Source organism: Cohnella xylanilytica (assembly GCF_014212175.1).
Lineage (GTDB): Bacteria > Bacillota > Bacilli > Paenibacillales > Paenibacillaceae > Cohnella > Cohnella xylanilytica.
Genome location: NZ_JACJVR010000080.1, coordinates 12,616 through 35,746, shown reverse-complemented (window position 1 = coordinate 35,746; position 23,131 = coordinate 12,616). Strand labels below are relative to the sequence as shown.

Sequence of the window (23,131 nt, the reverse complement as noted above, 5' to 3'; positions counted from 1 at the left end):
GGACATCGCCGCAATTCACTACGATACGAAGGAGTTGTCCTCATGAACCACCACGCCTACGCGCCCACGCCTCCGATGGGCTGGAACAGCTGGGATTGCTACGGGGCGGCCGTCACGGAGAAGGAAGTCCGGGCGAACGCCGAATACATGGCGAAGCATCTGAAGGATTACGGCTGGGAGTACGTCGTCGTCGACATTCAATGGTACGAGCCCGGAGCCGTATCCTCGCAGTACCGGCCGTTCGTCCCGCTGGAGATGGACGAGTTCTCGAGGCTGGATCCCGCCGCGAACCGCTTCCCCTCCGCCGCCGGCGGCCGGGGCTTCCGCCCGCTCGCCGATTACGTGCACGGCCTCGGGCTGAAGTTCGGCATCCATATCATGCGCGGCATTCCGCGCCAAGCGGCCCATGCGGCGACTCCGATCAAGGGCAGCTCCGCGACCGCGCGCGACATCGCCCACCCGAATTCGATCTGCCCGTGGAACACGGACATGTACGGCGTCGACGCCTCCAAGGAGGGAGCGCAGGCGTACTACGACTCGCTGTTCGAGCTGTACGCCGAGTGGGGCGTCGACTTCGTGAAGGTCGACGACATCGCCGCTTCCCGGCTGTACGACGCGCACCTGCCCGAGATCGAGCTGATCCGCAAGGCGATCGACCGCTGCGGCCGGCCGATGGCGTTAAGCTTGTCGCCGGGACCGGCTCCGGTGCCCTACGCGGACTTCCTCGAAGCCCATGCCAACATGTGGCGGATGACGGACGATTTCTGGGACAAGTGGGACCTCCTGCTGGACATGTTCGACCGGTGCGAGAAGTGGCAGGGGCGCTCCGGACCCGGCCATTGGCCCGACTGCGACATGCTTCCGCTCGGGCACATCGGAATCCGCTCCGTCGACGGGGGAGGCGCGGACCGCTGGACGCGGTTCACGAAGGACGAGCAGGTCACGCTGATGACGCTGTGGACGATCTTCCGGTCGCCGCTGTTCTTCGGCGGGGAGCTGAACGACAACGACGAATGGACGCTGTCGCTGCTGACGAACCGGGACGTGCTCGAGATGCACCGCCACGGCTCGGACGCGAGGCAGGCGTACCGCGAAGGCGACCGCGTCGTCTGGACGTCGCGCGGCCGCGGCGGCGAGATCTACGTCGCGCTGTTCAACACCGGCGAGACGGCGCTCGAGGTCGGCGTCGCGCTGGCGGACATCGGCTATGCCGGAAGCAGCGCCCGCGTCGTCGACCTCTGGTCGGGCGAAGCGCTGGCCGCCGCCGGCGACCGGCTCGCGGCGACCGTCGCTCCTCACGGCGCAAGGCTGCTGCGGCTTGCAGCGAATTAGTGATTTGAAGAGAGCGCGCAGGGCCCGCGCATGAAACGAGGGTTACGATGCAACTGCGAATTTGGCGGTTGAGGCGGCCGTTTGGCTCGGGGGACCGTCTGTAACCTCCATTTTGGACGTTACAGCAGCCAGTTGGCTCGAGGTGCAAGCTGTAACCTCCATTTTGGCGGTTACAGCGACCATTTGGCTCGAAGGGCCAGCTGTAACATCCATTTTGGCGGTTGCAGCGGCCAATTGGCCTGGAGAGCCTTCTGTAACCTCCATTTTGGACGTTACAGAGCCCCCTCTCTCCCATTCGTTCGGCGGAGCGACTTCCGGTAATCGTGCGGAGTCGCTCCGTACACTTTGCGGAACAGGCGCGCGAAGTACGAGAAGTTGCCGTAGCCGAGGCTGTCGGCGATCTCGCTGATGCTGCGGTCGGTTCCGGCCAGCAGGTCGGACGCTTTTCTCATTTTCTCCTGGAGGATGTAGTCGGTCAGCACCATGCCCGTCTCCTTGCGGAACAAGCGCGACAGGTAGGCGGGATTGAGGTAGACGGCGGCGGCCAGCTCCTCCCGCGTCAGCTCCTCGCCCAATCGCTCCGCGACGATCGCCTTCACCTTCTGCACGACCGGGCTGGCGGATCGGTGCGCGCGCAATAATGCATCGGCCGCGTCGATCGCTTGGCTCGCCCACTGGCGATAGCGGACGACCGACTTGGCGACCGTCCGGGCGTCCGGCCAATCCCGGCCTTCGTAGAGCCTCGCGGCCGGGAACCCTTTGCGGTGCAGCACGTAATAGATCGCCTGCAGCAGCCCGTGGTAGTAGCCGGTCAGCGTCTCGACCGACAACTCCGCGGCATCTCGCCCGGCCAGCCGCTCCTCGACCAAGGCAACCGCTCCGTCCTTGTCCCCGCTCTCGATCAGATCCGCCAGCTCCAGCATCGAATCGGACGCTGCCGGGGCAGGGGAGCCGGATGACGAATCCCCCGCAAACGCAAACGCCGCATCCATCCCGATGACCTCGTTCGTCCGGCCGACGTTCCGATACTCCAGGTTTAGCAAGCTCAAGTAGGAAGCCGCCGCGCCTTCGATCGGAACGGCGTCGCCGACGTAGCAGCTCAGCTTGCAATAAAAATACCGGTTGCACGCTTCTATATAGCGAGCGCATGCTTGCCGGATCTCTACTTCCTCCTCTTCCTTGGCCGCTCCCTCCCCCGTCGGATCGCCTACCTCCCCGTTCGCTCCATCCGCCTCGCCCCGGCCGCCGCCCAGCTCCAGAATAACCACCGTGTTGCCCCGCCGATCGCGGACGACCGTACCCGGTCGGGACTCGAGAAGAAGCTCTTCCGCCGCCTTGCGCAGCGCGAACTCCATCAGCTCCTCGTCCCTCTCGCTCAGCGGCTTCTCCCACTGCTCCAGGCTAACGAGCACGAGCCGGACCCGCTCCAGCCCGTGCGCCTGCAGCTCGCTGGCGGAGATCGCGGCGGAGATGGCGTCGCGGTTCGGCGCGATCTTCCGCTCCAGCACGTCTTCCCAGAACCGCTCGACGAGGAGCGGCTTCCGGCTGCGCCACAGCTCGGCGTATTTGCGGTACAGCTCCCCTTCCTCGGACAGCCTGCGCTTCTCCTCCACCTTGCGGATCGTCTTCCGCAGCACGTCCTCCAGATCGGAGTAGACGACCGGCTTAAGCAGATAGTCGCAGCCGCCGAGCTGAAGCGCCTTCTGCGCGTACTGGAACTCCGAATGGCAGGTGAGCACGACCGTCTCGATCGGAAGCCCCCTCTCGGCCACCCATTCCATCAGCTCGAGGCCGCTCGCCTCCGGCATCTCGATATCGCAGATCAGAATGTCGACCGGCTCGCGCGACAGAACGTCCTGCGCCATCGCCGCATGGTACGCCTCGAACACGGCGTCCACCCCGACCGCTTCCCAGCGAACGCCGGAGAGCAACCCTTTGACCGCATAGATCTCGTCATCCACGATCAGCACCCGTATCATCGATGTCCCCGCCTTTTGTCCTTTATCCTGTCGATTCGCTGTCGATTCGCCTCTAGCGGTTCCGCCTCGTCCTCAGCTCCCTAACGGTCACGACTTGCGAGGCAGATACAGCGTCACCTTCGCCCCCGCGGGCTCCGACGCCCCGAAGCTCATCTTGACGTTCTCCTTGTAATAAAGCCGGCACCGCCGAACGACGTTCCACAGCCCGACGTGCCCGTCGTCCGGCTCCGCCGCGTGCACCCTCTCGCGCAGCGCGTCGATCCGATCTTCCGCGAATCCCTTGCCGTTGTCCGCCACCTCGATGCAGACCGGAGCCCCCGCCTCCTCCGACTCCGAAAACACGCGAATGGCGATCCGGAATGCGGAATCGCCGCGATACGTGAACCCGTGCACCATCGCGTTCTCGACGAGCGGCTGCACCGTCAGCGGCGGCAGCTCGAACCCCTCGAGCGCCGGATCGACCTCGATGGCGAATTCCATCGCCTCGGGGAAGCGGTATTTCTGGATGGACAGGTAGTCGCGAATATGGTCCATCTCTTCCTTCATCGTCAGCGAGCCGACCTGCGTCCGGGTCGCATACCGGAAGTAGCGGACGAGATGAAGCGCGAGGCTCTGGATGATGTCGTAGCTGCGAATCTGCGCCAGATGGTAGACGATGTTGAGCGAATTCATGAAGAAGTGCGGATGAATCTGCGCCTGCAGATGCTTCAGCTCCGCCTTCTGCGTGCGGATCTGCTCCTCGTAAATATCGATTTTCAAATGTTCGATCTGGGTCGCCATGCCGTTAAACGTCTCGCTGATCGTGACGAATTCGACGAGCTTGCCGTCTTCGAGCCGCGCGCTCAGGTCGCCGGACCGAACCCTCCTCATCCCCCGGATGAGCCGATGAATGGGACGGACGATCGAACGCTGCAGGAAAATCAAATAAACGATCAGCAGAACGGCCGCCGCGCCGGGAACCCAGTAGGTGAGAATCCGGAAGTACGGCAGGCGCTCGAGCAGGCTCGACTCCGGCAGCAGGAGCAGCAGGCTCATGTCCGCCGCGCCGGATTGCCGGCCGACGAGCAAGTATCTCTGACCCAGCTTCACGATATTATAGGCGGCCGCGCCGGGGTCGTCCCGTTCCGCCTTCGGTTCCAGCTTCGCGAGCTTCTCCTTCAAGTCCCCGTCCGCGCCGGAGATCGGCCTCCCCTCCTTGTCCAGCAGCACCGCTTCTCCCTTCCCGTCCCGGGTGAGCAGATGAAGCGGCTGCATCAGCCGGTTCAGGTCGACCCACGCGCCGACCCTCGACCGATAGTTCGTGTCGACGACGCGGAGAAGGCCGTATTGACCGTCCAGCTCGACGACGTTCCACCGCGCGTAAAAAGGGCTCCCTTCCGGCTCCCCGCGAAAAAGCCCGGCGAGCTTGTCCTCGATGGCATGCTTGCGTTCGTAGGAGACGGACTGCTGCGGGGCGACGAACAGATCCCCGTAGGGCGCGCTGTAGGCGAACAGGACGTCCGCGGCCTCGTAATAGTTCGTGTTGAGGAACAGCCCGTTCACCGTCTGCGTCTTCGCCAGGTAATACTCCCAGCTGTCGCGCGGATACTGGCCGAGCGAGAGGACGGCCTGGTCTTGCTCGGCGGTTTTGTACAGGTAATTCTCGGTCTCCTTCAGCGCCTTGTCCATATCGTTCACGTACATCGTGAGCAGGTTCTGGTTCGATTGGGCGACCTGCGAATGGACGACCTTCGTGGCGTACAGGTTGTTCCACAGCACGAGGACGACGAGCGGAACGGTGACGAGGCAGAAGCCGAGAACGAGCCTGGAGCGGAGCGTCGCCTGCTTCATCGGCCGCCTCCCCGGGCCAGCCATTCATCGAGCTGGCGCTGCTTCTCTCGGATGATTTTGTCCGCTCCCGCGGCCTTCAGCTTCTCGACGTACTTCGGGATGATGAGCTCCGGGTCCATCGCCCCGGTGTTGATCGCCGGCGCGAACTCCTTCTCGACCAGGTTGCACGCCGCGATCTCGTTCTTCACCTTCGCCGGGTTGAACACGAAGCCGAGCGCCTTCGACTTGTCCGCCTTCTCGTTGAAGCTCCGATACTCCACCCACAGGTTCGGATCCTCGTTCGCCCACAGATAGGAGTTGAACTGGTTGCCGAACATCCACGGCTCGTTCAGGTTGTAGCCGACCGTGCGGGCGTCGACGCCGTCGGGGTAGGCGATCAGGTTGTCGGCCGTCTTCACGTAATGGATTCCTTCGATGCCCCAATCGAGGAGGTTGAGCAGATACGGGTCGGTATAGAGCAGGTCGAGCAGCCGCATCGCCTTCTCCGGATGCTTGGCGTTCTTCGTGATGCCGAACATCGCGCTCGTCGTATCCGCCGTCGTCGTGTACGGCCGGGTCAGCTCCACCATCGCCATCGGCATGCCGGTGTCCCGGGACGCCTGAATGTCGAAGCCGGGCTTGAGGGATTCGGCGTAGGAGAACGCTTGGCCCGCCTTGACCGCCTCGTACTCGCTGTCCTGCGTCGTCGTCGCGTCGGCGTTGAAGAAGCCCAGCCGGTTCCATTCGTACATCAGCTTCGCGTACTCCATGTAGACGGAGGTCTCCGCCATGTTGACGACCTTCGTGGAGTCGCCGGCCCTCTCCAGCACGCCCGGACCTTCCCCGAGCATGTCGAAGGAGCCGTTCTGCGTCATGAAAATAAACGGGCTGCGATCCGACTTCGCCTGCAGAGGCGCGATGCCGGGCTCGTTCCGCTTGATCGTGCGGTACGCTTCCGTCATGTCCGACAGCTTCTTGATTTTCGACAGGTCGATGCCGTATTTCTCCACGAGATCCTTGCGCATAACGAGCCCCTTGCTGGACGCGAACTCCTTGTTGGCGACGATCCCGTAGATGTGGTCGTTGATCTTGCCCGCTTCGACGATCGACGGGTTCAGCATGGAGCGGATGCCCGCGCCGTAACGTTCGAGCAGGTCGTCGAGCGGAATGAAGCGGCCCTTCGCCACCTCGTCTCCGTAGCGCATCCAGCCCGCCGTGAACATCAGGTCGATCTGTTCGTTCGAAGCGAACATGAGCCCCGTCTTGTCCCACCAGCCCCCGAGATCGATCGGCCTCAAGTCGACGACGGCGCCGATCTTCTTCTTCAGGTACTTGTTCATCACGTCTTCGACGAGCGGAAGATCCTTCGGCACGCTGCCCGCCGGGAAAACCATGACGATCCGGTCCAAGCCCGCGTCCTTCTCCGACTGGATCGAGGCTTCGCGGTTGTGTGGCTTGTCGACTGCGGATCGGTCCGCTGCTCCGAGCGCCCATCCGAGGCCCGCGACGATCAAGGCGCCCGCGACCGACGCCGTCCATGCAATCGCTTTCTTCTTGGTCCGTCCCATGCTGCCGCCGCTCCCCTTCTCCGTCAGGAAGTTCCGATTCTTCATCATAACCCGATCTCCGTCCGCCGGACTACCACTATCGTGACCTGGAAGGCAAATATCGTGACCTCGTTCTCGCAAAAGGATAGAAGAAAGGACGATCCTGCCGCGCTCTCGCGGTTCGGGATCGTCCTTATCGGGGCGGCGTTCGGCGGCGTTGCCGCTCGGTTCATTTCGGGAGTGCTTCGACTGTATATGGCCGAGAATGGTCGGAGCGCACGGAGGTCGAGGCCGCTACTTGCGGCCGTAGTCCGCCTTGATCTCGCCCCATTCCTCCGTCTCCCACTTCAGCACCTTGTTCGGATACGTGTTCGTCTTCAGCCAGTTCACGGCGCGGTCCACGAGGGCCCAGATCTCCTTCGTCTTCTCGCTTCGCTCGAGCGTGGTCGCGACCGTCTTCGTCTTCACCCACTTGAGCGCGGTCCGGGAATCGCTGTACACCGTCTTCGCGCTGCCCTTCTGCTTCAAGTAGGCGAGCGCGTGCACGATGGCCAGGAACTCGCCGAGGTTGTTCGTTCCGTTCGGGATCGGCCCCCGCTCGAAAAGCACCTCGCCTGTCCGGGTATCGACGCCCTTGTACTCGACCGGGCCCGGGTTGCCTCTCGTTCCGACGTCGACGGAGATGCTGTCGTAGTCGATCTCCTGCTTGGAGGCCGCGGACGAAGCCGTCTTCGCCGAAGCGGCCTTGAAGCCGGCCGAAGCGCCGGCGGCCGGCTTCTTGCCTTGGCCCCAGTGCTTTTTCCAGCCTTCCTTGTAGGCCTTCTCCGCTTCCTCGCGCGTCGGGAACGACTTGTACTTGGCGTCGACGATGCCGTTCACCTGCGCCTGACAGGCCGGCCAGCTGGCGTACACGCCGGGAGTCGCCCCGACCCAGACTACGTAATATTTGCTTGCCATCGTATCGGCGTTCTCCTTTTTGCTGCGTCTCTTTTATCTTTTTCCTATTTTAGCATAGCCGGCGGCCGAGCGCTTTCCCCTTCTCATTGCGGCATGTTATATGACATATAATTCGATTTTTATGCCTAAAAACTTATATTTGGAACGAAATCTCATTGAAATGTTCGCCTCCAATCCCTATAATGGTCCTAATTCCCAACGTTATGTTAGATATATTTACCTATTTCAAGTTTCTAAACAGAGATGATCACGGGGGAGAAAAACGATGAAGTGGAAGCTGTCGGGTAAAATGATCGGTTCGTTTTTGACGGTGTCGCTGCTCATGCTCGCTCTGGGGACTTATGCCGTCGTCTCCTTGAAGACCATGAACGATCATGTGAACTCCGTTATCGGCGAAGGGCTGAAGCCTACCGCGCAATTGGGGAAGATCGGTTCCTTGGCGGAGAACACCCGCGTGAACATGCTTACCGCGGTCAAAAACAAAGACCCGAAATTCGTCGACGCCGCGGAACGCAATCTGTCCGATATTCGGAAGATGATGGACGAATACGCGGCCATGAAGCCGGGGTCCGACGAGCGGCAGCTGTTCGAGAGCTTCCGTAAGAATTGGACCGACTTTACCGCCATCGTGAAGCGGAATATTCAGCTCGTCCGAAGCGGCCTCTACGATGAGGCAAGCGAGGGGCTCAACAAAGGCGGCGTTCCGTTCGGGAAGGCCTCGGAGAACATTCGCCAGCTTCTGGCCGCCAATGAGGAGAATATCAGCGTCATCGACGAGGACAGCGAGCGGCTGTATAGCCGTTCCCGATGGATTCTTATCGGCGTCGCCGCTCTCTTTACGCTGTTGGCGGCAAGCGTCGGATGGTTGTTGGGAAGATCCGTTGCGGCGCCGATTCGGAAGATCTCCGGCCAAGTGGGTCGAGTAGCCGCCGGAGACTTGACCGCCGAGCCTCTCCTCCTTCGAAGGCGGGACGAGCTCGGGGAGCTGGGAGCCGGAATCGATCGAATGAAGATCAGCTTGTCGACGCTCATCCGAAGCGTAGCGGAAGCTTCGACGACCGTCGCGGCCGCTTCGCAGCAGCTGTCCGCAAGCGCCGAGCAGAGCGGATCGGCGACCGACCAGATAGCCGCGGCGTCGCAGCAGCTCGCGGCCGGGGCCGAACGGCAAACCGTGCGGGTCAGCGCCGGCTCGGGCGCGATCCGAGAACTGGCGGACGACATACGGCGGATCGCTTCCCGGGCGGAACTCGTTTCGGCTACGGCCGCTTCCGCTTCGGATCGGGCCGAACAGGGGAACCGGACGATCCGCCTGGCGGCGAACCAAATGCAGGAGATTCATTCGTTCATGGAGCGGTTGACGCAGGCGATTCGAGGATTGAATGCGAGGTCGGACGAAGTGAATCGAATCTCGGACATCATCGCGGGCATCGCTTCCCAGACGAATCTGCTGGCGCTCAACGCCTCGATCGAAGCCGCGAGAGCCGGCGAACAAGGGGCGGGATTCGCCGTCGTCGCCGCCGAAGTGAGGAAGCTGGCGGAGCAGTCGGAGAGCTCGGCCAAGGACATCTCGCATGTGATCCGGTCCATTCAGGAGGAGACGGTTCATGCGGTGCGGACGATGGACGTCGCTTCCCGGGAGGTCGCCCAGGGGATCGAGATCGTGACGGAGGCGGGACGAACGTTTGCGGACATCCGGAGCATCGTCGTGGAGGCGTCTTCCCAGATCCGGGACGTGTCGGAGGAGGCCGGATACTTGGCGGAAGGAACCGGGCAGGCGGTCGATTCTATCGAGGAGATAGCCGCGATCGCCGAGTCGGCGGCCCAAGGCGTTCAATCGATGGCTTCCGCCACGGAAGAGCAGCTGGCTTCCATAGAGGAGATCGCCGCGTCCGCCGCCCATCTGTCCAAGATGGCCGAAGAGCTTCAGACGCTGATCGAGCGGTTCAAGGTTTAGGGTGAAAAAGAGAAGGGCCTAACGCTTATTTCATCTAAGATGGTTAAGAGTTTGCCTCTCTCTTATATGGTGGATGTGGGCACCCTCGTTCCTCTCTTTCGGCCGGCCCCCTTGGAATTTTTCGAAGGCGGCCATTGCAAAAAGAGAGAACCGTCCCATCCGGGGGTCGGTTCTCTCTTTGTTTGCTATTTATTCAGCAGCTCCATCGCCTGCAAAGTCCGTGCGATCAGCACGACCGCTTCGGCGCGGGTGGCGAAGCCTTGAGGCGCGAGCGAGCCGGACGAGCGTCCGGTAAGGACGCCGGAGGCGAGCAGCGTCTCCACCGCGTCGCGGGCCCAAGGCGCGACGCGGTCGGCATCCGCGAAGCCGGACAGCGGCCGGCTGGCGGACAAGGGGGTGGCGCCCGCGCCGGGAGCGCGCTCCGGCGCCAGCCGCAGGCTTCTCGCGAGCAGGACCGCCATCTGCTCGCGGGTGATGTCCGCGGACGGGCGGAAGCTGCCGTCCGCGTCGCCTTGGACGAGGCCGTGCCCGGCGGCCGCGTAGACGTCGGACGCGTACCAAGCCGCGTCCGGAACGTCGCCGAAGCGGGCGGGCGCGGCGCCGCCGCCGGCGAGGCCGAGCGCTCTCGCGAGCAGAGCCGCGAATTCGGCGCGGGTGACAAGGCTGTCCGGCGCGAAGCGGTCCGCCGTCAAGCCGTTCGCGATGCGCTTCGACGCGAGCAGCTCGATGTCCCGCCGAGCCCAATGGCCGGCGACGTCGGCAAAGGTCTTCGGCTCGGCATGCGCGAGCAGGAACGTTCCGGTCGTCAAGCTGCGGATCGCGACGACCGACCGGCCATCTCTCGGATCGATCAGAGCGGGCACGGGGCGGAAGACGCTTGTCGCTTCCTCGTACGCAAGAGCGACCGTCTCCCGCTCCTCCAACTCTCCATTTAGCGCCAACGTCAAGGATGGTTGGAAGCTCTCGAAATGGCTAATCTCTGTTGCCTTATCCCCATCGCTCAGAACGGCGCGAATTCGATAGACCGAACCTTCTGCTCCTTTCGCACCTTTCGAGCCTTTCGAGCCTTTCGAGTCTTCCGAGCTTACCAGACTTAAGCCTTCTCCAAGCCTTGAGGCTAACGGTTGCAGCTTGGCCCCCTCGACCGGCGAAATGGACAATCGCAGAACCGCGTTGGAGCCGGCTTCGCCCGCTCCCGTCAGCTTGAACATGTCCGCCGCCGCCGCCTTTAGCGGAAGCTCGAACGAAGCGTTCCGATATTCAACCGCGAGCATCGCTGTCGGCAGAGCCCGGGCGGCTTCCCGCAGCGCGCCAGCGGTGAAGGACGCGACGCCTTCGCCCGCATCTTCGTCCGCCTTGACGACGATGCGTTCGGCGCTTGCCGCGACGGCGTCCGCCAGAGCCTTATCGTTCTCCGCCACGAGATCGGTTGGCTTCTCCGCGGAACCCGAACCCGAGCCCGAATCCGGATTCGACCCAGAACCCGTTCCCGGACCCGATCCAGAGCCCGTTCCCGGACCCGGTCCTTGGCCGGGCTCTTCCCCTCCGCCGCCGCAATCTTGACAGCCCTCCACGACGTTAAACTTGAACGAGTCGCCCATCGTGCTGAACGACCGCCCGACCTTCGTATTCCGCACGAGCGCGTTGACCAGCTCGACCGAGCCGGCGACACCGTTCGCGACGTTGAGCCCCCAAGTGCCCGTTCCGTCGATCACGAGGTTGCGGATCGTCACCTTATGCTCGCCCGAAGCGTTGATCGGGTTCGGTCCGCTCACGTACAGCCCTTGGAACGTGCTGTCCAGCGCCTCGTTGTCGGCGATGACGATGTCCGCGTCGATCGGCTTGTCGCCCGTGAACAGCCAGATCGCGCCGAAGTCCTGGTTCCAGTTCGCCTCGCGTCCGCCCGTCCGAAGCAGCGTATTGCGCTCGACGCGGGTCGTGCCGGAGAACGGAACCGGGTTGAACCGGGTCGATACGGCGATGCCCGCCCCGAAGCCCATCGTGTCGGCCAGCACGTTGTCCGTCACCCGGTTGTCCTTCCCTCCGAAAACGGCGACGTTATCGGCCAGCCAAGGAAGCTGCACCGTATTGAAGCGGATCGCGTTGTTCTCCGTCCGCGCTTGCTCCGGAGTCGTCCCTTCCCGCGGATCCGACCACAGAGCGATCGAGTCGTCGCCCGAATTGCGGATCGTCGACTGCTCGACAAGCGAATTGCGCGTTCCCGTCGAGAGATGGATGCCGTCCGTATTCACGGCCAAGTCGCCGCTGAGCGTCGTCCAGATGCCCGCTTTGGCATGCTCGATCCAGACGTTCTGAATAGCGGAACCGGTCCCGAACGCCCCGTCAAAAGCGGATTCCGCCCGCTCGTCGTGCCGCCCCGTCGCGCCGATGTCGATCGCGAGGTCGTACGCGCGAACGCCGGAGCCGACACCCATGAAGCCTTCGCCGCGCAGCTTCGTGTACCACATGCCGGCCCCGCGTAGCGTCACTCCCCGAACTTCCAGCGGTCCGCCGCTCAGCTCGAACTCCCCTTCGGGAATCCACAGTCCGAAGCCTTCTGTCTCAGCAGCCGTGATGGCGGCGCGAAAAGCAGCCGAGTCGTCCTTGCCGTCATCCGGCGCGGCTCCGAATTCCACGACCGACTTGTAGCCGGCCGGCTTCGCGAACGCGCTCGGCGCCCGCTCGAGCTCGACGAGATCGAGCACGTAGTAGTCCGCCGCATCCCCCTCGTCCTTCTGCAGCCGCACCGTCGCTCCCGCCGGAATATCGCCGACGAACCGGTGCGCTTCGTCATAGAACCGACGGGCGTCTCCGTCCGCCGGGTTATTCGAGAACGGATATTTGCCGTACACCCAGCTGTGCTTGGAGCTGAGAACGAGGTCTCCCCGGTCCTCTCCGTTCAAGTAGACGCTGAGCGTCGCCTCCTGCCCCGTTCCGTCCTGACTGTCGGGGATGATGTACCGCAGATTGAGAAAATTAGCCGCTTCCGCCGCCCGAAACTCGACGTACTGACCCTTCTCGCCGAGCCAGACAGCCTCCCGGCCGGACGATTCGGCCGAGAACGTGCCGTACGCGCGGTCTTCGCCGATCCGGGTTCCGTTCGTCGCCGCGTGCTCCGCCTCGTACGTAACGTACGGGACGGTCGCTCCCCTCGCGTTCCCCCTGACCGAATCGGCCACGGTCAGCGCGCCGAGCTCGATGCCGCCGCTGTCGCCCTCATCGAAGCGAAGCGCCACCGTGTTCATTCCCGCGCGCAGAGCCAGATCCGTCCGAACGACGGAACCGGACGAACCCGCCGCCGCCGGGAACGACACGGTCCCCGTCTTCAGCCCGTTCACGTACAGGCTGAGCGTTTTCGCGCTCCCGCTCGCGTTGCGGTAAGCGATGGAGCCCTTCGCCGTCCGCTCCGTCGCAGCGTAGACGGACCATTGCAGCTGCGCCCCTTCGGCCGCGAATCCGGCCGCGCGAGCTCCCGCTCCCGCCGGCAGCGAGACGCCCCCGGTCGCGAACGCTTCCTCCGCGCCGTACCGGGCGTCGCCGGCGACCGGCGCGAACGTCCAGTGCGCCGCGGCGTCCTTGATCGTCGCGGCGGCCGACAGCTTCGGCGCCGTGCCGCCGGCCGTCTGGACGACGAGTCCGCCGGAAGCCGCGGCGTTCGCGAGCGTCTTGTAGCCCAACACGTCGTCCACCCTCCACTGCGCCGCCAGCTCCTTGCCCGAGGCGACCGCGACCAGCGAGTCGCCGCTTGCCGCGGCCGATACATAATGGCCCGTCGAGCGGTTTTTCAACCTTTTGCGACCGTTGTACGTCTCGACCCTCCATTGGGCCGCCCGATCGTTGGAACCCGCCTGTACGAAGGCGATGGCTCCATTCCGTTCCGCGAGCAGCTGTCCGGTCTTCGCGCTGACGATCCGCACGAAGTTCGGGTCGGCCAACGCCGGCGTCTCGCCGTTCAAGTCCCTGTCGTCCGCGGGAGGAACGACCGCCTCGTCCGGAGCCGCCTCCAGCTTCCACTGCGCGGCGCCGCTCTCGACCGAGCGCAAGCCGTATTGCGCGTAGCCGAGCCCGTCCGCGGCATGGACGTACTCGTCCTCATGCCCGTCGGCTGCGCTGCGGATCAGGATGTAGCCGGAGGCCGGCGCGCTCTCGACCGTCCATTCCGCCGCGCCGCCGCCCGCCTCCGCGGTCGCCGCCGACGTCTCGAGGTAGCTGCGCCCGTGCTCGATCGACAGGACGTTCCCGGTCGCCCGATTCGCGATATGCAGCTTGCCGTCCTCGGCTTCGGCGAAGCTCCAGTGCGAAGTCGCGTCCTTCGCGTCCGGCGTGCCGTACAGGACGACGTTCCGGCTATTTTCGTAAAGATACTGTCCGTTCTCCCGATTCTGAATCCGCACGAAGCCGTCAGGCAGCTCGGCCGGAAGCTTCGGCGCCGCTTCGAGCTCCCACTGCGCGCTGCCCCAGTCCGCCGGGATGCCGCTCGCTTGGGCGAAGCCCTTGTTGTCCTCGTCGTGAATGATAACGTCCGGCTTCCAGACGCTGCGGAACACCTTCTTCGGCGTTCCTTCGACGGACTCGACCGTCCATTGGACGCTTCCCCACGTCGGGTCGATCTCGAGGCTCTGGAGCGGATCCTCGTGCGAAGCGACGTGCTCGTTCGTGACGAGATGCCCGGTCGCCCGGTTCACGATGAGCGTTCCCTGCCCGCCCGGCTTCAGCAGCCAATGGGAAGCGGGATCGGCCGCGTCCGGCGCGCCGTCCTTCACGATGCCGTCCTGCTCGTACAGATACGTCCCTCGGTAGCCGTTTTTCAGTCGGACGTAGGAAGCCTCCTTCTCGTCCACTCGGATAAATTCCCACTTCGGGCTGCCCCAATCGCGGGGCACGACGCCGTATTGCAGCACCTTCAGCTTGTTCTCGACGTTCAGGTACGACGGGCCGGTCGGGTTCTCGCCCGCGTCTCCCGCCAGCCGAATGAGCTTGAAGCCCTGGTAGTCTTCGATGACCCAGTCGCCTCGGGTCGATCCTTCCGGCAGCTCCGTCGCTCGAACCGCGTCGCGAGAGCCGCTAACGCCTTCGAGGTTGAGGAAGTGGCCGGTCGCCCGGTTCTGGATGCGCTTGCCTCCTTCCGCATCGACGACGAGCCATTGCGAGCTCGCGTCTCCCGGTGCGGCGTTGCCGTATTTGACGATTCCGTCTTCCTCGTACAGATACAGCTGCAGCCAGTCGTTGCGGATTCGGATGTACGGGGACTGGGGTTCCTCGGGCCCTCCCGTCTCCGACGGATTCTCCAGCTTCCATTGAGCGCTGCCCCACGCCGGCTGCGCCCAATCGTTCGCGTGGGCGTTGCCGTCCTGCGCCTGCACGTTAAGCAGAGCGGAAGAATCGCCCCCCATCGCAAAAGTGTAATACCCGTCGACGGAGCCGCCGTTGCCGTCCTTGGCCGGGACTTGCGCCCAGATGGCTCCCGCCTCGCCGGGGGAATCGACCGTGGCGACCGGATCGGAGCCGCCCGCCGCGTAGCGGCCGGTGTCGACGTTGCGCAGCGTTACCCCGGCGCCGCGGTTCTCCACGAGCCACCAGGAGCTCTTGTCCGCGTTCGCCGGTTCGCCGTACTGCACGATCCCATCCTTCTCAAACAAATACTTGCCCTTCCATTGATCCTTCAGACGAACCGGAATCGCGTCGGATGCCGTCTCCAGCTTCCAGAGCGCGCTGCCCCAGCCGGGCTGCGCCCAGTTATTCGCGTGCGCGTAGCCGTCCTGCGACTGGACGTTGAGCAGCCGCGTCGGATCGTCTGCTCCCGCAATGCCGAAATAGCCGGGATGCTCGGCGGATTCGGACAGCACCCACTGCGCCGGAAGCAGGTCCTCCGCCGCTTCCGTGCTCTCCAGCGGATCGGTTACGCGATCGGAAGCGATTACATTTTGCGCGTTGAGGAAGTGACCGGTGGCCCGATTCTGCAAGCGAACGTGCCCGTTCGGCAGCTCTTGAACGTACCATTGCGAAGAGGCGTCGTTCATCGCCGGCTGGCCGTACTTCACTTTGCCGCCGTCCTCGTACAGGTAGTTGCCCTTCCACTGGTCGACGAGCCGCACGGGCGCGAGGTCGCTGGCCGGCTCAAGCTGCCAGAGCGCGCTGCCCCAGGAAGGCTGCGCCCAGTCGTTCGCGTGCGCGAAGCCGTCTTGGGTCTGCACGTTGAGCAGCCGAGTCGCGAACTCGGAGCTGACGACGTTCACGCAGCCGGGCTGACCCGCCGCCTCCCTCACTCGCCACAGCGCGCTTACGACGTCATTCGTCGCGGCCGTCGTCTCGAGCGGCGCGGTGATTTTGTCGGGCGGGATGACGCTCGCCATGTCGAGCGAACGGCCGGTCGCTCGGTTCTCGATGCGGGCGAGGCCGTCTCCCGCGTCGACGAGAAGCCATTGCGACGCCGGGTCGTTCGGCGCGGTGAAGCCGTAGCGGGCTTGCCCGTCCGCCTCGTACAGGTACGTTCCTTTCCATTGGTTTTTGATCCTCACGTAGGACGCGTCATCGGATGCAGCCGATCCGACGCTTCCCCCGTCCGCCTCTGCCGCGTAGACGCTTAGCGGAGTCAGCAGAAGACTAATGGTCAGGCAAACGACCAGAAGCTTTCTTATAGGACTCATGTGTATCCTCCTCATATTAATGAAGTGAAAGTCCGCCTATCAAACGAATCATTCTTCCGATCGCCATTGCCCCCAGGTTCCTTGGAACGATAACCCCATAATAGGTAGGAACCCGGGGACAAAAAGCGACCACTCCGTTTCTCCAGAATGATTTCGTTTCTTTGCTCTCTTTCACAAATACTAGAGTCGATAAGTCGCCGTTCCGCCCGTCCTGCTCTCTAACGTTAGCTCGGAGCCGTTCAGGAAGACTTGCAGGCCGGCCGGGGCGCGGTGGATGACAAGGGTGCGGCGCTGCCAGCCGGGAACGTAGCCGTCCCGGACGACGCGGATGTCGACATCGAGACGGTTCGGGGACGACGGAGTCGCGCGGATCCGCTCCTCGTAGACGCCGCCTTCGGCATAGGAGAAGGTCCGGCCGTCGTCCTCGTACAGCGCGTACTCGGACGGGAGGCCTGCGGTCGACGGGTACAGATGGAGCGCGAGCTCCTCAGCTTCCGTCTCCGTCGACATCCGCTCGGAGGCGAGCGGCACGATCGCGCCTTCGCGGACGAAGAGCGGCAGCTTGTCGAGCGGCGCATCGACGATGACGTGGCGGCCGCCTTCCAGCCGCTCGTCCGTCCAGTAATCGACCCAGGCGCCCGCGGGCAGGTAAACCATCCGCTTCGTCTGGCCCGGCCGGACGACCGGGGCGACGAGCACGTCCGTTCCAAGCAGGAACTGGTCGTTCACGGCGAGCGCATGATGGTCATCCGGGTACTCGAGCAGCAGAGGACGCATAATCGGCAGTCCCGTTCGGCTCGCTTCCTCGAACAGGCCGTACAGGTACGGCAGCCAGCGGTAGCGCAGCTTCACGTACCGGCGGACGATCTCCTCCGTCCCCGCGCCGAACGACCACGGCTCCTGCCGGATCGACTTCAGCTCGCTATGGTTGCGGAAGTACGGCATCAAAGCGCCGAGCTGCGTCCAGCGGGCGAGAAGCTCGCCGTTCGAATCGTGGGCGAAGCCGCCCACGTCCGCTCCGCACAGCGGCACGCCCGACAGCCCGAGGTTCAGGCACATCGGCACGCACAGCTCGAGATGCTCCCAGAAGCTGCGGTTGTCGCCCGTCCAGACGGCTGCGTGCCGCTGAATGCCGGCGTAGGCCGAACGCGTCAGCACGAACGGCCTCTTGCCGCCGAGCAGGCGCTTCAGCCCTTCGTAGGTGGCGCCGGACATAAGCGATCCGTACACGTTGTGCAGCTCCCGGTGAGTGGCCGGACGGCCGTCGTTTTGGTGCACGACGTCCAGATCCATCGTTTTCGACTCGTTGAAGACCGACGGTTCGTTCATATCGTTCCAGACGCCTTCGATGCCGAGCTCCGTGTAGAACGAATGCAGGTCGCCCCACCACTCCCGCACGGAAGCGTCCGTGAAGTCGGGGAACGCGCTCCGCTCGGGCCACACCTGCCCGTAGAAAAGCTGCCCGTCCAAATACCGGCAGAACCTCCCGTGGCGCACGCCTTCGCTGAACACCCGGTAGGCCGGATCGGCCTTGACGCCGGGATCGACGATCGGGACGACGCGGATGCCCTCCGCCCGAAGGTCCTCGATCAGCTTGCGCGGGTTCGGGAATCGGCCCTTGTCGAACGTGAACACGCGATAGCCGTCCATGTAATGAATGTCGAGGTAGACGACGTCGAGCGGAATGCCCTTCTCCTTGAACGTCGCGACGAGCTCCCGGACCTCCGCTTCCGTCTCGTAGCTGTACCGGGATTGGTGGTAGCCGAGCGCCCATCTCGGCGGCAGCGGCGCGCGCCCGGTGAGCGACGAATACTGGGCAATGACGTCCTTCGGCGTCGGACCGGCGAAGACGAAGTAATCGAGCTGTCCGCCTTCCGCCAGGAACGAATGCTCCGTCCCCCCGCGCAGGTCGAACGTCGTCCGGAACGTGTTGAAGAAGAAGAGGCCGGAAGCGCGGCCGTCGTCCCGGACCGTCAGGTAGAACGGAATCGACACGTAGAGCGGGTCGGTCTCCGGGTTGTGCGGCGCGTAGACGTCGGTGTTCCACATCGTCAGCTTCTCGCCGCGCTTGTTCAGGAAGCCCGCCTTTTCCCCGAAGCCGTAGAACCGGTCGGAGTCTCCCGTTCTTCTGATACAGGCGACTTCGCCTCTCGGTCCGCTCCCCATCCCCCGTTCGCCATCCGCGGCGAACTCTCGCCCCTCCGCGTCGTAGAACGAGATTCGGAGCGGCGACTTGCGAATCCGAACCGTCAGCCCGCCCGTCGCCAATTCGATCTCGTGCTCGCTCTCGGCGGCCTTGATCTGCACGTCTTCGGGCTCTAGCACGAGAACGTGCGGGTTCCACCCGAGCTCCGGCTCGCCCGCGGGGTTCATGACGACTCTCGCTATTTTCTCCGTATAGAACCGGATCGCGACCTCTCCGCCTGCGCAGCTCAGCCGGATAATCCGCCCCTCCCGGCGGTACGTCCGCACCTCCCCGATGTCCGTCCAATGTCCCCCCGTTCCGCCGCTTCCGGCGTATTGGTCAGGGTGAATCGCCAAGCTGTTGTCCACTTGCTCCTACTCCTTCCGGATGTCTCCCTGTCTATTGGTCTCTCTTCTTAGCCCTTCGTGCCGCCTTCCGCGAGGCCCGTGATGAGGTACCTCTGCAGGAACAGGAACACGATGGCGATCGGCAGCGCGATCAGAATCGTGCCCGCCGCGAAAATCGTGAAGTTATTGCCGAACTTGTCGTTGATGAAGCTGAACAGGCCGAGCGCGACCGTGAACTTCTCCGGCGACCGGAGGATGATGCGCGGCGTCAGGAAGTCCATAAACGGCGCCATGAATGTGAACAGGGCGACGACGGCGAGAATGGGACGGATGAGCGGGAACAGGATTTTCGTCAGAATCCTCAGGTGTCCCGCCCCGTCCATCTTCGCGGATTCGTCCAGGTCGCGCGGAATCGTGTCCATATAGCCCTTCACGAGGAAAACGTTCATCGGCAAGCCGCCCACGGCGTAGAAGATGATCAGCCCCGCGAACGTATCCAGCAGCCCGACCAGGTTGAGCAGCAGGTAGATGGCGACCATCCCCATGAGCACGGGAAAAATCTGCATCAGCATGACGGCATACAGCGACTTGTTGCGGCCGGCGAACTTATAGCGCGAGAAGGCGAACGCCGTCAGGCCGACGAGAAAAACGGAAGCCAGCGCGTTGAAAACGGCGACGATCAGCGTGTTTTTGTACCAAAGCACGTAATCGCTTCTCGGGTCGTTGAACAGCCACTTGTAGTGCTCCAGCGACCAATTGTCCGGAATGAGCTTGGCGCTGAACATGCTCGTGCCCGGGTTGAGCGAGATGCTGATCGCCCACAGCAGCGGGTACAGGATGACGCAGAACATGATCAATACGACGAGATAGATGCCCGACACCTCGAGCTTCGACTTGAGAGAACGCCGCATTCTAGTACATCTCCTCCTCTCGGAAAGAGCGCGTCCGCCGGAATTGATAGAAGGCGAAAAACGCGACGACGAGTCCCATGATGATCGAGATCGCCGCGGCCATCTTGTAGTTGTTCTGCTCGAACGTCAGGTTGTACACCCAAGAGATGAGGATGTCGGTCGTGCCCGAGCTCTGCCCCGGAACCGGCGGGCCGCCTTTGTTGAACAAATAAATGATGTTGAAGTTGTTGAAATTGTACGCATACTGCATGATAAGCAGCGGAGCCGTGGCGTAGAGCACGTGCGGCAGCGTGATGTAGCGGAATTTGCTCAGGCGCGTCCCTCCGTCGACGTCCGCCGCTTCGTACCAGTCCTTGGAGATGCTCTGCAGGACGCCGGTCACAAGGGTGAACACGTACGGGAAGCCGAGCCACACCTGGACGAAGATAATGGCGACGCGCGCCCAGAACGGGTCGGTCAGCCACGGGATCGAAGTGCCGAAGTGGGAGAAAATGTCGCGGTTAAACGCGCCGAACGTGTCGTTGAACATCGCCGCGAACACGAGCACGGTCATGAAGGACGGCACTGCCCACGGGAGGATGAAGATCGTCCGGATGAACCGCTTGAACTTAACCCGCGAATCGTTGACGATCATCGCGAGGAAGAAGGCCAGCGCGATCTGAAGCGAGGTGGCGAGCAGCGTCCAGACGACCGTCCACGCCATGACGGCGAGCAGGCTGCGCGTCCATACTTCCTCCGTGAACAGCGAGACGAAGTTGTCGAGGCCGACCCAGTCGAGCAGGTGGGCAGGCGGCGAGTTGTACAGGTTGTAGTTCGTGAACGCCAGGCACACCATGAAAAGCAGCGGGAACAGCACGATCATCGTCAGCAGAAGGAACGTCGGGACGACGATGAAGTACGGGAAGCCGTGCTCCCAGCTGTCGTGGAACGCCTTGCGGACCGAAGGGATCGCGAAGCCCTCCCGGCGTTTGGCGGCGTCGCGGCGGGCGTCCAGGATGTTCAGCACGTACGCGGCGGCGAGAAGGATCGTGACAATGGCGGACAGGATGCCCTGCACGAGCAGCGTGCGCGAGTCGTCCTGTTCGGGATTGTCCCCGAGCGTGACGAGGCCGTGGAGGCCGTTCGCGAGGGGAGCCGTCAGGGCGATGGCGAAGACGATCGCCAGCGCGAGGAAGATACTCCCTTTGATCCATCTGCGGTTGTATAACTGGCCGAGCCCCGGGATGACGGACAGCCAGGCGGCCGTGCTTGGCTGCGGGGTCGGGAGGGCGGCGGAGTTGGGGGCTGCCGGCGTCGGTGTTGGTGTCGGTGTCTGTGTCGGTGTCGATGTAGGATCGATGCGTTGCATGTCGGTCGGTTCACCTTCCTTGGAACGAGGAGAAGGGACTGCGAAGAGCCCCTTCCTCCCTGCGATTCGGTATTGGCTGTTAATTCGGATTCTTTAGCTGGTGACGGCTATCTTTATTTGGCGCCCGCCATCTTCATCTTGTCCTGGACTTGCTTCACGGCGTCGTCCAGGGAGGCTTGAACGTCGTTGCCTCCGGCGATGAACTTGAGCGCGTTCGCCATCGGATCCCATACGTGGTCGAGCTCCGGCACCGTCGGGAACGGGATACCGTATTGAATCTGCTGTGAGAAGCCGGACACGAGCGGGTCGTTCGTCAGCTCCGTGTTGTTCAGGACGCTCTTGACCGGCGGAACTTCCCCGGTTTGCTTGAAGTAGTCGAGCGCGCTCTCCTCGTTCGTCAGGAACGCCGCGAAGTCGGACGCCCATTCCGGGTTCTTCGAGAACTTCGAGAGCATCCAGCCCTTCACGCCGATGAACGACGTCGGATGGTTGCCGTTGTCGAGCGTCGGCAGGGGGGCGACCGCGACGTCCTCGCCGAGCTGCTTCTTGTAGTCCTGGATCGCCCACGGACCGTTGATGACCGCGCCGACTTGGCCCTGCGTGAACAAGCCGCCGACGATGTCGCCGTTGACGTCCTTCGGAATGTAGCCCTTCTGGATCCAGCTCTGGATCAGCTTGCCGCCGGTCACGGCGCCTTCCTTGTTCAGGCCGATGTCTTTCACGTCGAACTTGCCGTCGTCGGACGGCTTGAAGATGTAGCCGCCGTTGCCGCCCATAAGCGACCAGGCGTAGTAGAAGTTCGTCGCTTCGAACAGGAACCCGTACTTCTGTTTTTTGGCGTCGGTCTGCTCCTGCATGATCTTCTCGAGGTCGGCCATCGTGGCGGGAGCTTGGGGAACGAGCTTCTTATTGTAGAAAAGCGCGTACGTCTCCGTAACGAGAGGCAGGCCGTACAGCGTGCCGTCTTGGCTCAGCGCGTTCAGCGACTCGGGCGTGAACGTCTGGAGCACGTCTTCGTTCGTCTTGAGCGGCTGAACGAGTCCCTTCACCACCAGAGCGCCGATGCCCGGCTGGTAGAACAGGTCCGGGCCTTTGCCCGCCGGGCCGTCCAGCGACAGCACGTCCGGCTGGTCGTTCATGGCGACCGGCTTGATGTTGATCTTGATGCCGGTCTTGGCGGTGTACTTCTCGGCGATGCCCTTGATGACGTCGAGCTTGTCGGCGTTGTCGTCCGGCCAGATCGTCAGCTCGGCCGGCTTCTCCGGCATGCCGGACTCGGCGGACGGGCTGGCGCTTGCGCTCGAGCTCGCACTAGGGCTTGGGCTTGCAGTTGCGGATGCGCTGGGGGATTCGGATTGGGCGGACGGGGATGCCCCGCCGTTTTTCTCGTTGTCGCCTCCTCCTCCGCATGCGGTGAGCGCCAGCGAACCGGCCAGCACGACTCCGAGCGGAATGGCGACTTTCTTCATCGGGTTGGACATGGTAGAACTCCCTTCTCTTTGTGAACGATGAGATGCGTTTTTTGCTTGATCCCATCATAAGAAAAGCGAAGGGCCCGCCACTACCAATCTGGTGACCAGTAAGGCAAGGATTGTGACATTGGGGGAAGCTTGCGAGGGAAAAAGAAAACCACATGGAGTTTTTAGGCTCGCATGTGGCATTTGAAATTATAAACCATCAAATTGTTTTTGTTCCTCGTTATTAAAGAAACTCTTTTTAGAATTTTGTTTGACTTCATGTGTTTTAATATCCACGATCGTATATCCACTATCTCCTAGCAAATAAAGCTTCCCATTTTCCTCTTTGAATTTCGTTACATTTTTTTCAATAGATTTATCAACTTTGAGATCATATAACTCAATAAGTGTCTGTTTGACCCCATTTTTTATTAGAACATAATTTTCAAGTTGAAGTGAACCATCTCCAAATGATTTAACTGTATCTTTCCCCGAGCTATATTTGTCGCAACCTCCACCTATCAATATTATTACAATCGTTAAGAGGCCTAGAAGCTTTTTCCCTTCCACGCTTTCACTCCTTTTTTATGAATTCAAATGGCATATTAATATAAAACATGTACGGATTCTGAGCCTAATCCCTTAACTCACTCAGGAT

General features: G+C 62.6%; 12 protein-coding genes. 2 read left to right on the top strand and 10 right to left on the bottom strand.

The features are described 5' to 3' along the window. Nucleotides 1–42 precede the first annotated feature (42 nt). Nucleotides 43–1,332 carry a glycoside hydrolase family 27 protein gene (locus H7B90_RS21110; RefSeq protein ID WP_185137885.1) on the top strand — a complete coding sequence of 430 codons (1,290 nt, stop codon included), beginning with the start codon at nt 43–45 and terminating at the stop codon, nt 1,330–1,332. A gap of 272 nt (nt 1,333–1,604) precedes the next feature. Here H7B90_RS21110 and H7B90_RS21105 read toward each other — a convergent pair whose 3' ends face one another. The 4 genes from H7B90_RS21105 to rnhA form a co-directional block, all read right to left on the bottom strand. Then, on the bottom strand, nt 1,605–3,311 hold the full coding sequence (locus H7B90_RS21105) for a response regulator transcription factor (protein WP_185137884.1): 1,707 nt from the start codon (nt 3,309–3,311) through the stop codon (nt 1,605–1,607). 87 nt (nt 3,312–3,398) lie between these two features. Then, entirely contained in the window at nt 3,399–5,141 is a 1,743-nt protein-coding gene (locus H7B90_RS21100; protein WP_185137883.1) for a histidine kinase, read from the bottom strand. Then, complete coding sequence (locus H7B90_RS21095; protein WP_185137882.1) at nt 5,138–6,736, bottom strand: ABC transporter substrate-binding protein; 1,599 nt, start codon at nt 6,734–6,736, stop codon at nt 5,138–5,140. Before H7B90_RS21095 ends, H7B90_RS21100 begins: the two co-directional genes overlap by 4 nt. Before the next feature lie 225 nt (nt 6,737–6,961). Next, a complete protein-coding gene (gene rnhA, locus H7B90_RS21090; RefSeq protein WP_185137881.1) occupies nt 6,962–7,624 on the bottom strand; it encodes a ribonuclease H in 663 nt (220 codons plus the stop codon). Between the two features lie 265 nt (nt 7,625–7,889). Here rnhA and H7B90_RS21085 point away from each other — a divergent pair, with 265 nt between their 5' ends. After that, complete coding sequence (locus H7B90_RS21085) at nt 7,890–9,578, top strand: methyl-accepting chemotaxis protein (RefSeq protein ID WP_185137880.1); 1,689 nt, start codon at nt 7,890–7,892, stop codon at nt 9,576–9,578. A 185-nt stretch (nt 9,579–9,763) separates the two neighbouring features. Here the strand turns inward: H7B90_RS21085 and H7B90_RS21080 are convergent, their stop codons facing one another. The 6 genes from H7B90_RS21080 to H7B90_RS21055 all read right to left on the bottom strand — a co-directional run bounded on the left by H7B90_RS21080 (nt 9,764) and on the right by H7B90_RS21055 (nt 23,043). After that, nucleotides 9,764–16,225 (bottom strand): RICIN domain-containing protein, encoded by a 6,462-nt coding sequence (locus tag H7B90_RS21080; RefSeq protein WP_185137879.1) that lies wholly within the window; start codon nt 16,223–16,225, stop codon nt 9,764–9,766. A gap of 180 nt (nt 16,226–16,405) precedes the next feature. Beyond that, nucleotides 16,406–18,778, bottom strand: coding sequence for a glycoside hydrolase family 31 protein (locus tag H7B90_RS21075; protein WP_311772784.1), 2,373 nt, complete (start codon nt 18,776–18,778; stop codon nt 16,406–16,408). A 47-nt stretch (nt 18,779–18,825) separates the two neighbouring features. Then, nucleotides 18,826–19,668 carry a sugar ABC transporter permease gene (locus H7B90_RS21070; RefSeq protein ID WP_185137878.1) on the bottom strand — a complete coding sequence of 281 codons (843 nt, stop codon included), beginning with the start codon at nt 19,666–19,668 and terminating at the stop codon, nt 18,826–18,828. A gap of 1 nt (nt 19,669) precedes the next feature. Continuing rightward, nucleotides 19,670–21,016 carry a sugar ABC transporter permease gene (locus H7B90_RS21065; protein ID WP_185137877.1) on the bottom strand — a complete coding sequence of 449 codons (1,347 nt, stop codon included), beginning with the start codon at nt 21,014–21,016 and terminating at the stop codon, nt 19,670–19,672. Nucleotides 21,017–21,129: 113 nt separating this feature from the next. After that, nucleotides 21,130–22,497 (bottom strand): extracellular solute-binding protein, encoded by a 1,368-nt coding sequence (locus H7B90_RS21060; protein ID WP_185137876.1) that lies wholly within the window; start codon nt 22,495–22,497, stop codon nt 21,130–21,132. Nucleotides 22,498–22,683: 186 nt separating this feature from the next. Continuing rightward, on the bottom strand, nt 22,684–23,043 hold the full coding sequence (locus tag H7B90_RS21055; RefSeq protein WP_185137875.1) for a hypothetical protein: 360 nt from the start codon (nt 23,041–23,043) through the stop codon (nt 22,684–22,686). Nucleotides 23,044–23,131: the final 88 nt, after the last annotated feature.

Bases quoted from the DNA above. Each gene is read 5' to 3' on its own strand.
- H7B90_RS21110 (WP_185137885.1), top strand. From the start codon at position 43: ATGAACCACCACGCCTACGCGCCCACGCCTCCGATGGGCTGGAACAGC.
- H7B90_RS21105 (WP_185137884.1), bottom strand. From the start codon at position 3,311: ATGATACGGGTGCTGATCGTGGATGACGAGATCTATGCGGTCAAAGGG.
- H7B90_RS21100 (WP_185137883.1), bottom strand. From the start codon at position 5,141: ATGAAGCAGGCGACGCTCCGCTCCAGGCTCGTTCTCGGCTTCTGCCTC.
- H7B90_RS21095 (WP_185137882.1), bottom strand. From the start codon at position 6,736: ATGATGAAGAATCGGAACTTCCTGACGGAGAAGGGGAGCGGCGGCAGC.
- rnhA (WP_185137881.1), bottom strand. From the start codon at position 7,624: ATGGCAAGCAAATATTACGTAGTCTGGGTCGGGGCGACTCCCGGCGTG.
- H7B90_RS21085 (WP_185137880.1), top strand. From the start codon at position 7,890: ATGAAGTGGAAGCTGTCGGGTAAAATGATCGGTTCGTTTTTGACGGTG.
- H7B90_RS21080 (WP_185137879.1), bottom strand. From the start codon at position 16,225: ATGAGTCCTATAAGAAAGCTTCTGGTCGTTTGCCTGACCATTAGTCTT.
- H7B90_RS21070 (WP_185137878.1), bottom strand. From the start codon at position 19,668: ATGCGGCGTTCTCTCAAGTCGAAGCTCGAGGTGTCGGGCATCTATCTC.
- H7B90_RS21065 (WP_185137877.1), bottom strand. From the start codon at position 21,016: ATGCAACGCATCGATCCTACATCGACACCGACACAGACACCGACACCA.
- H7B90_RS21060 (WP_185137876.1), bottom strand. From the start codon at position 22,497: ATGTCCAACCCGATGAAGAAAGTCGCCATTCCGCTCGGAGTCGTGCTG.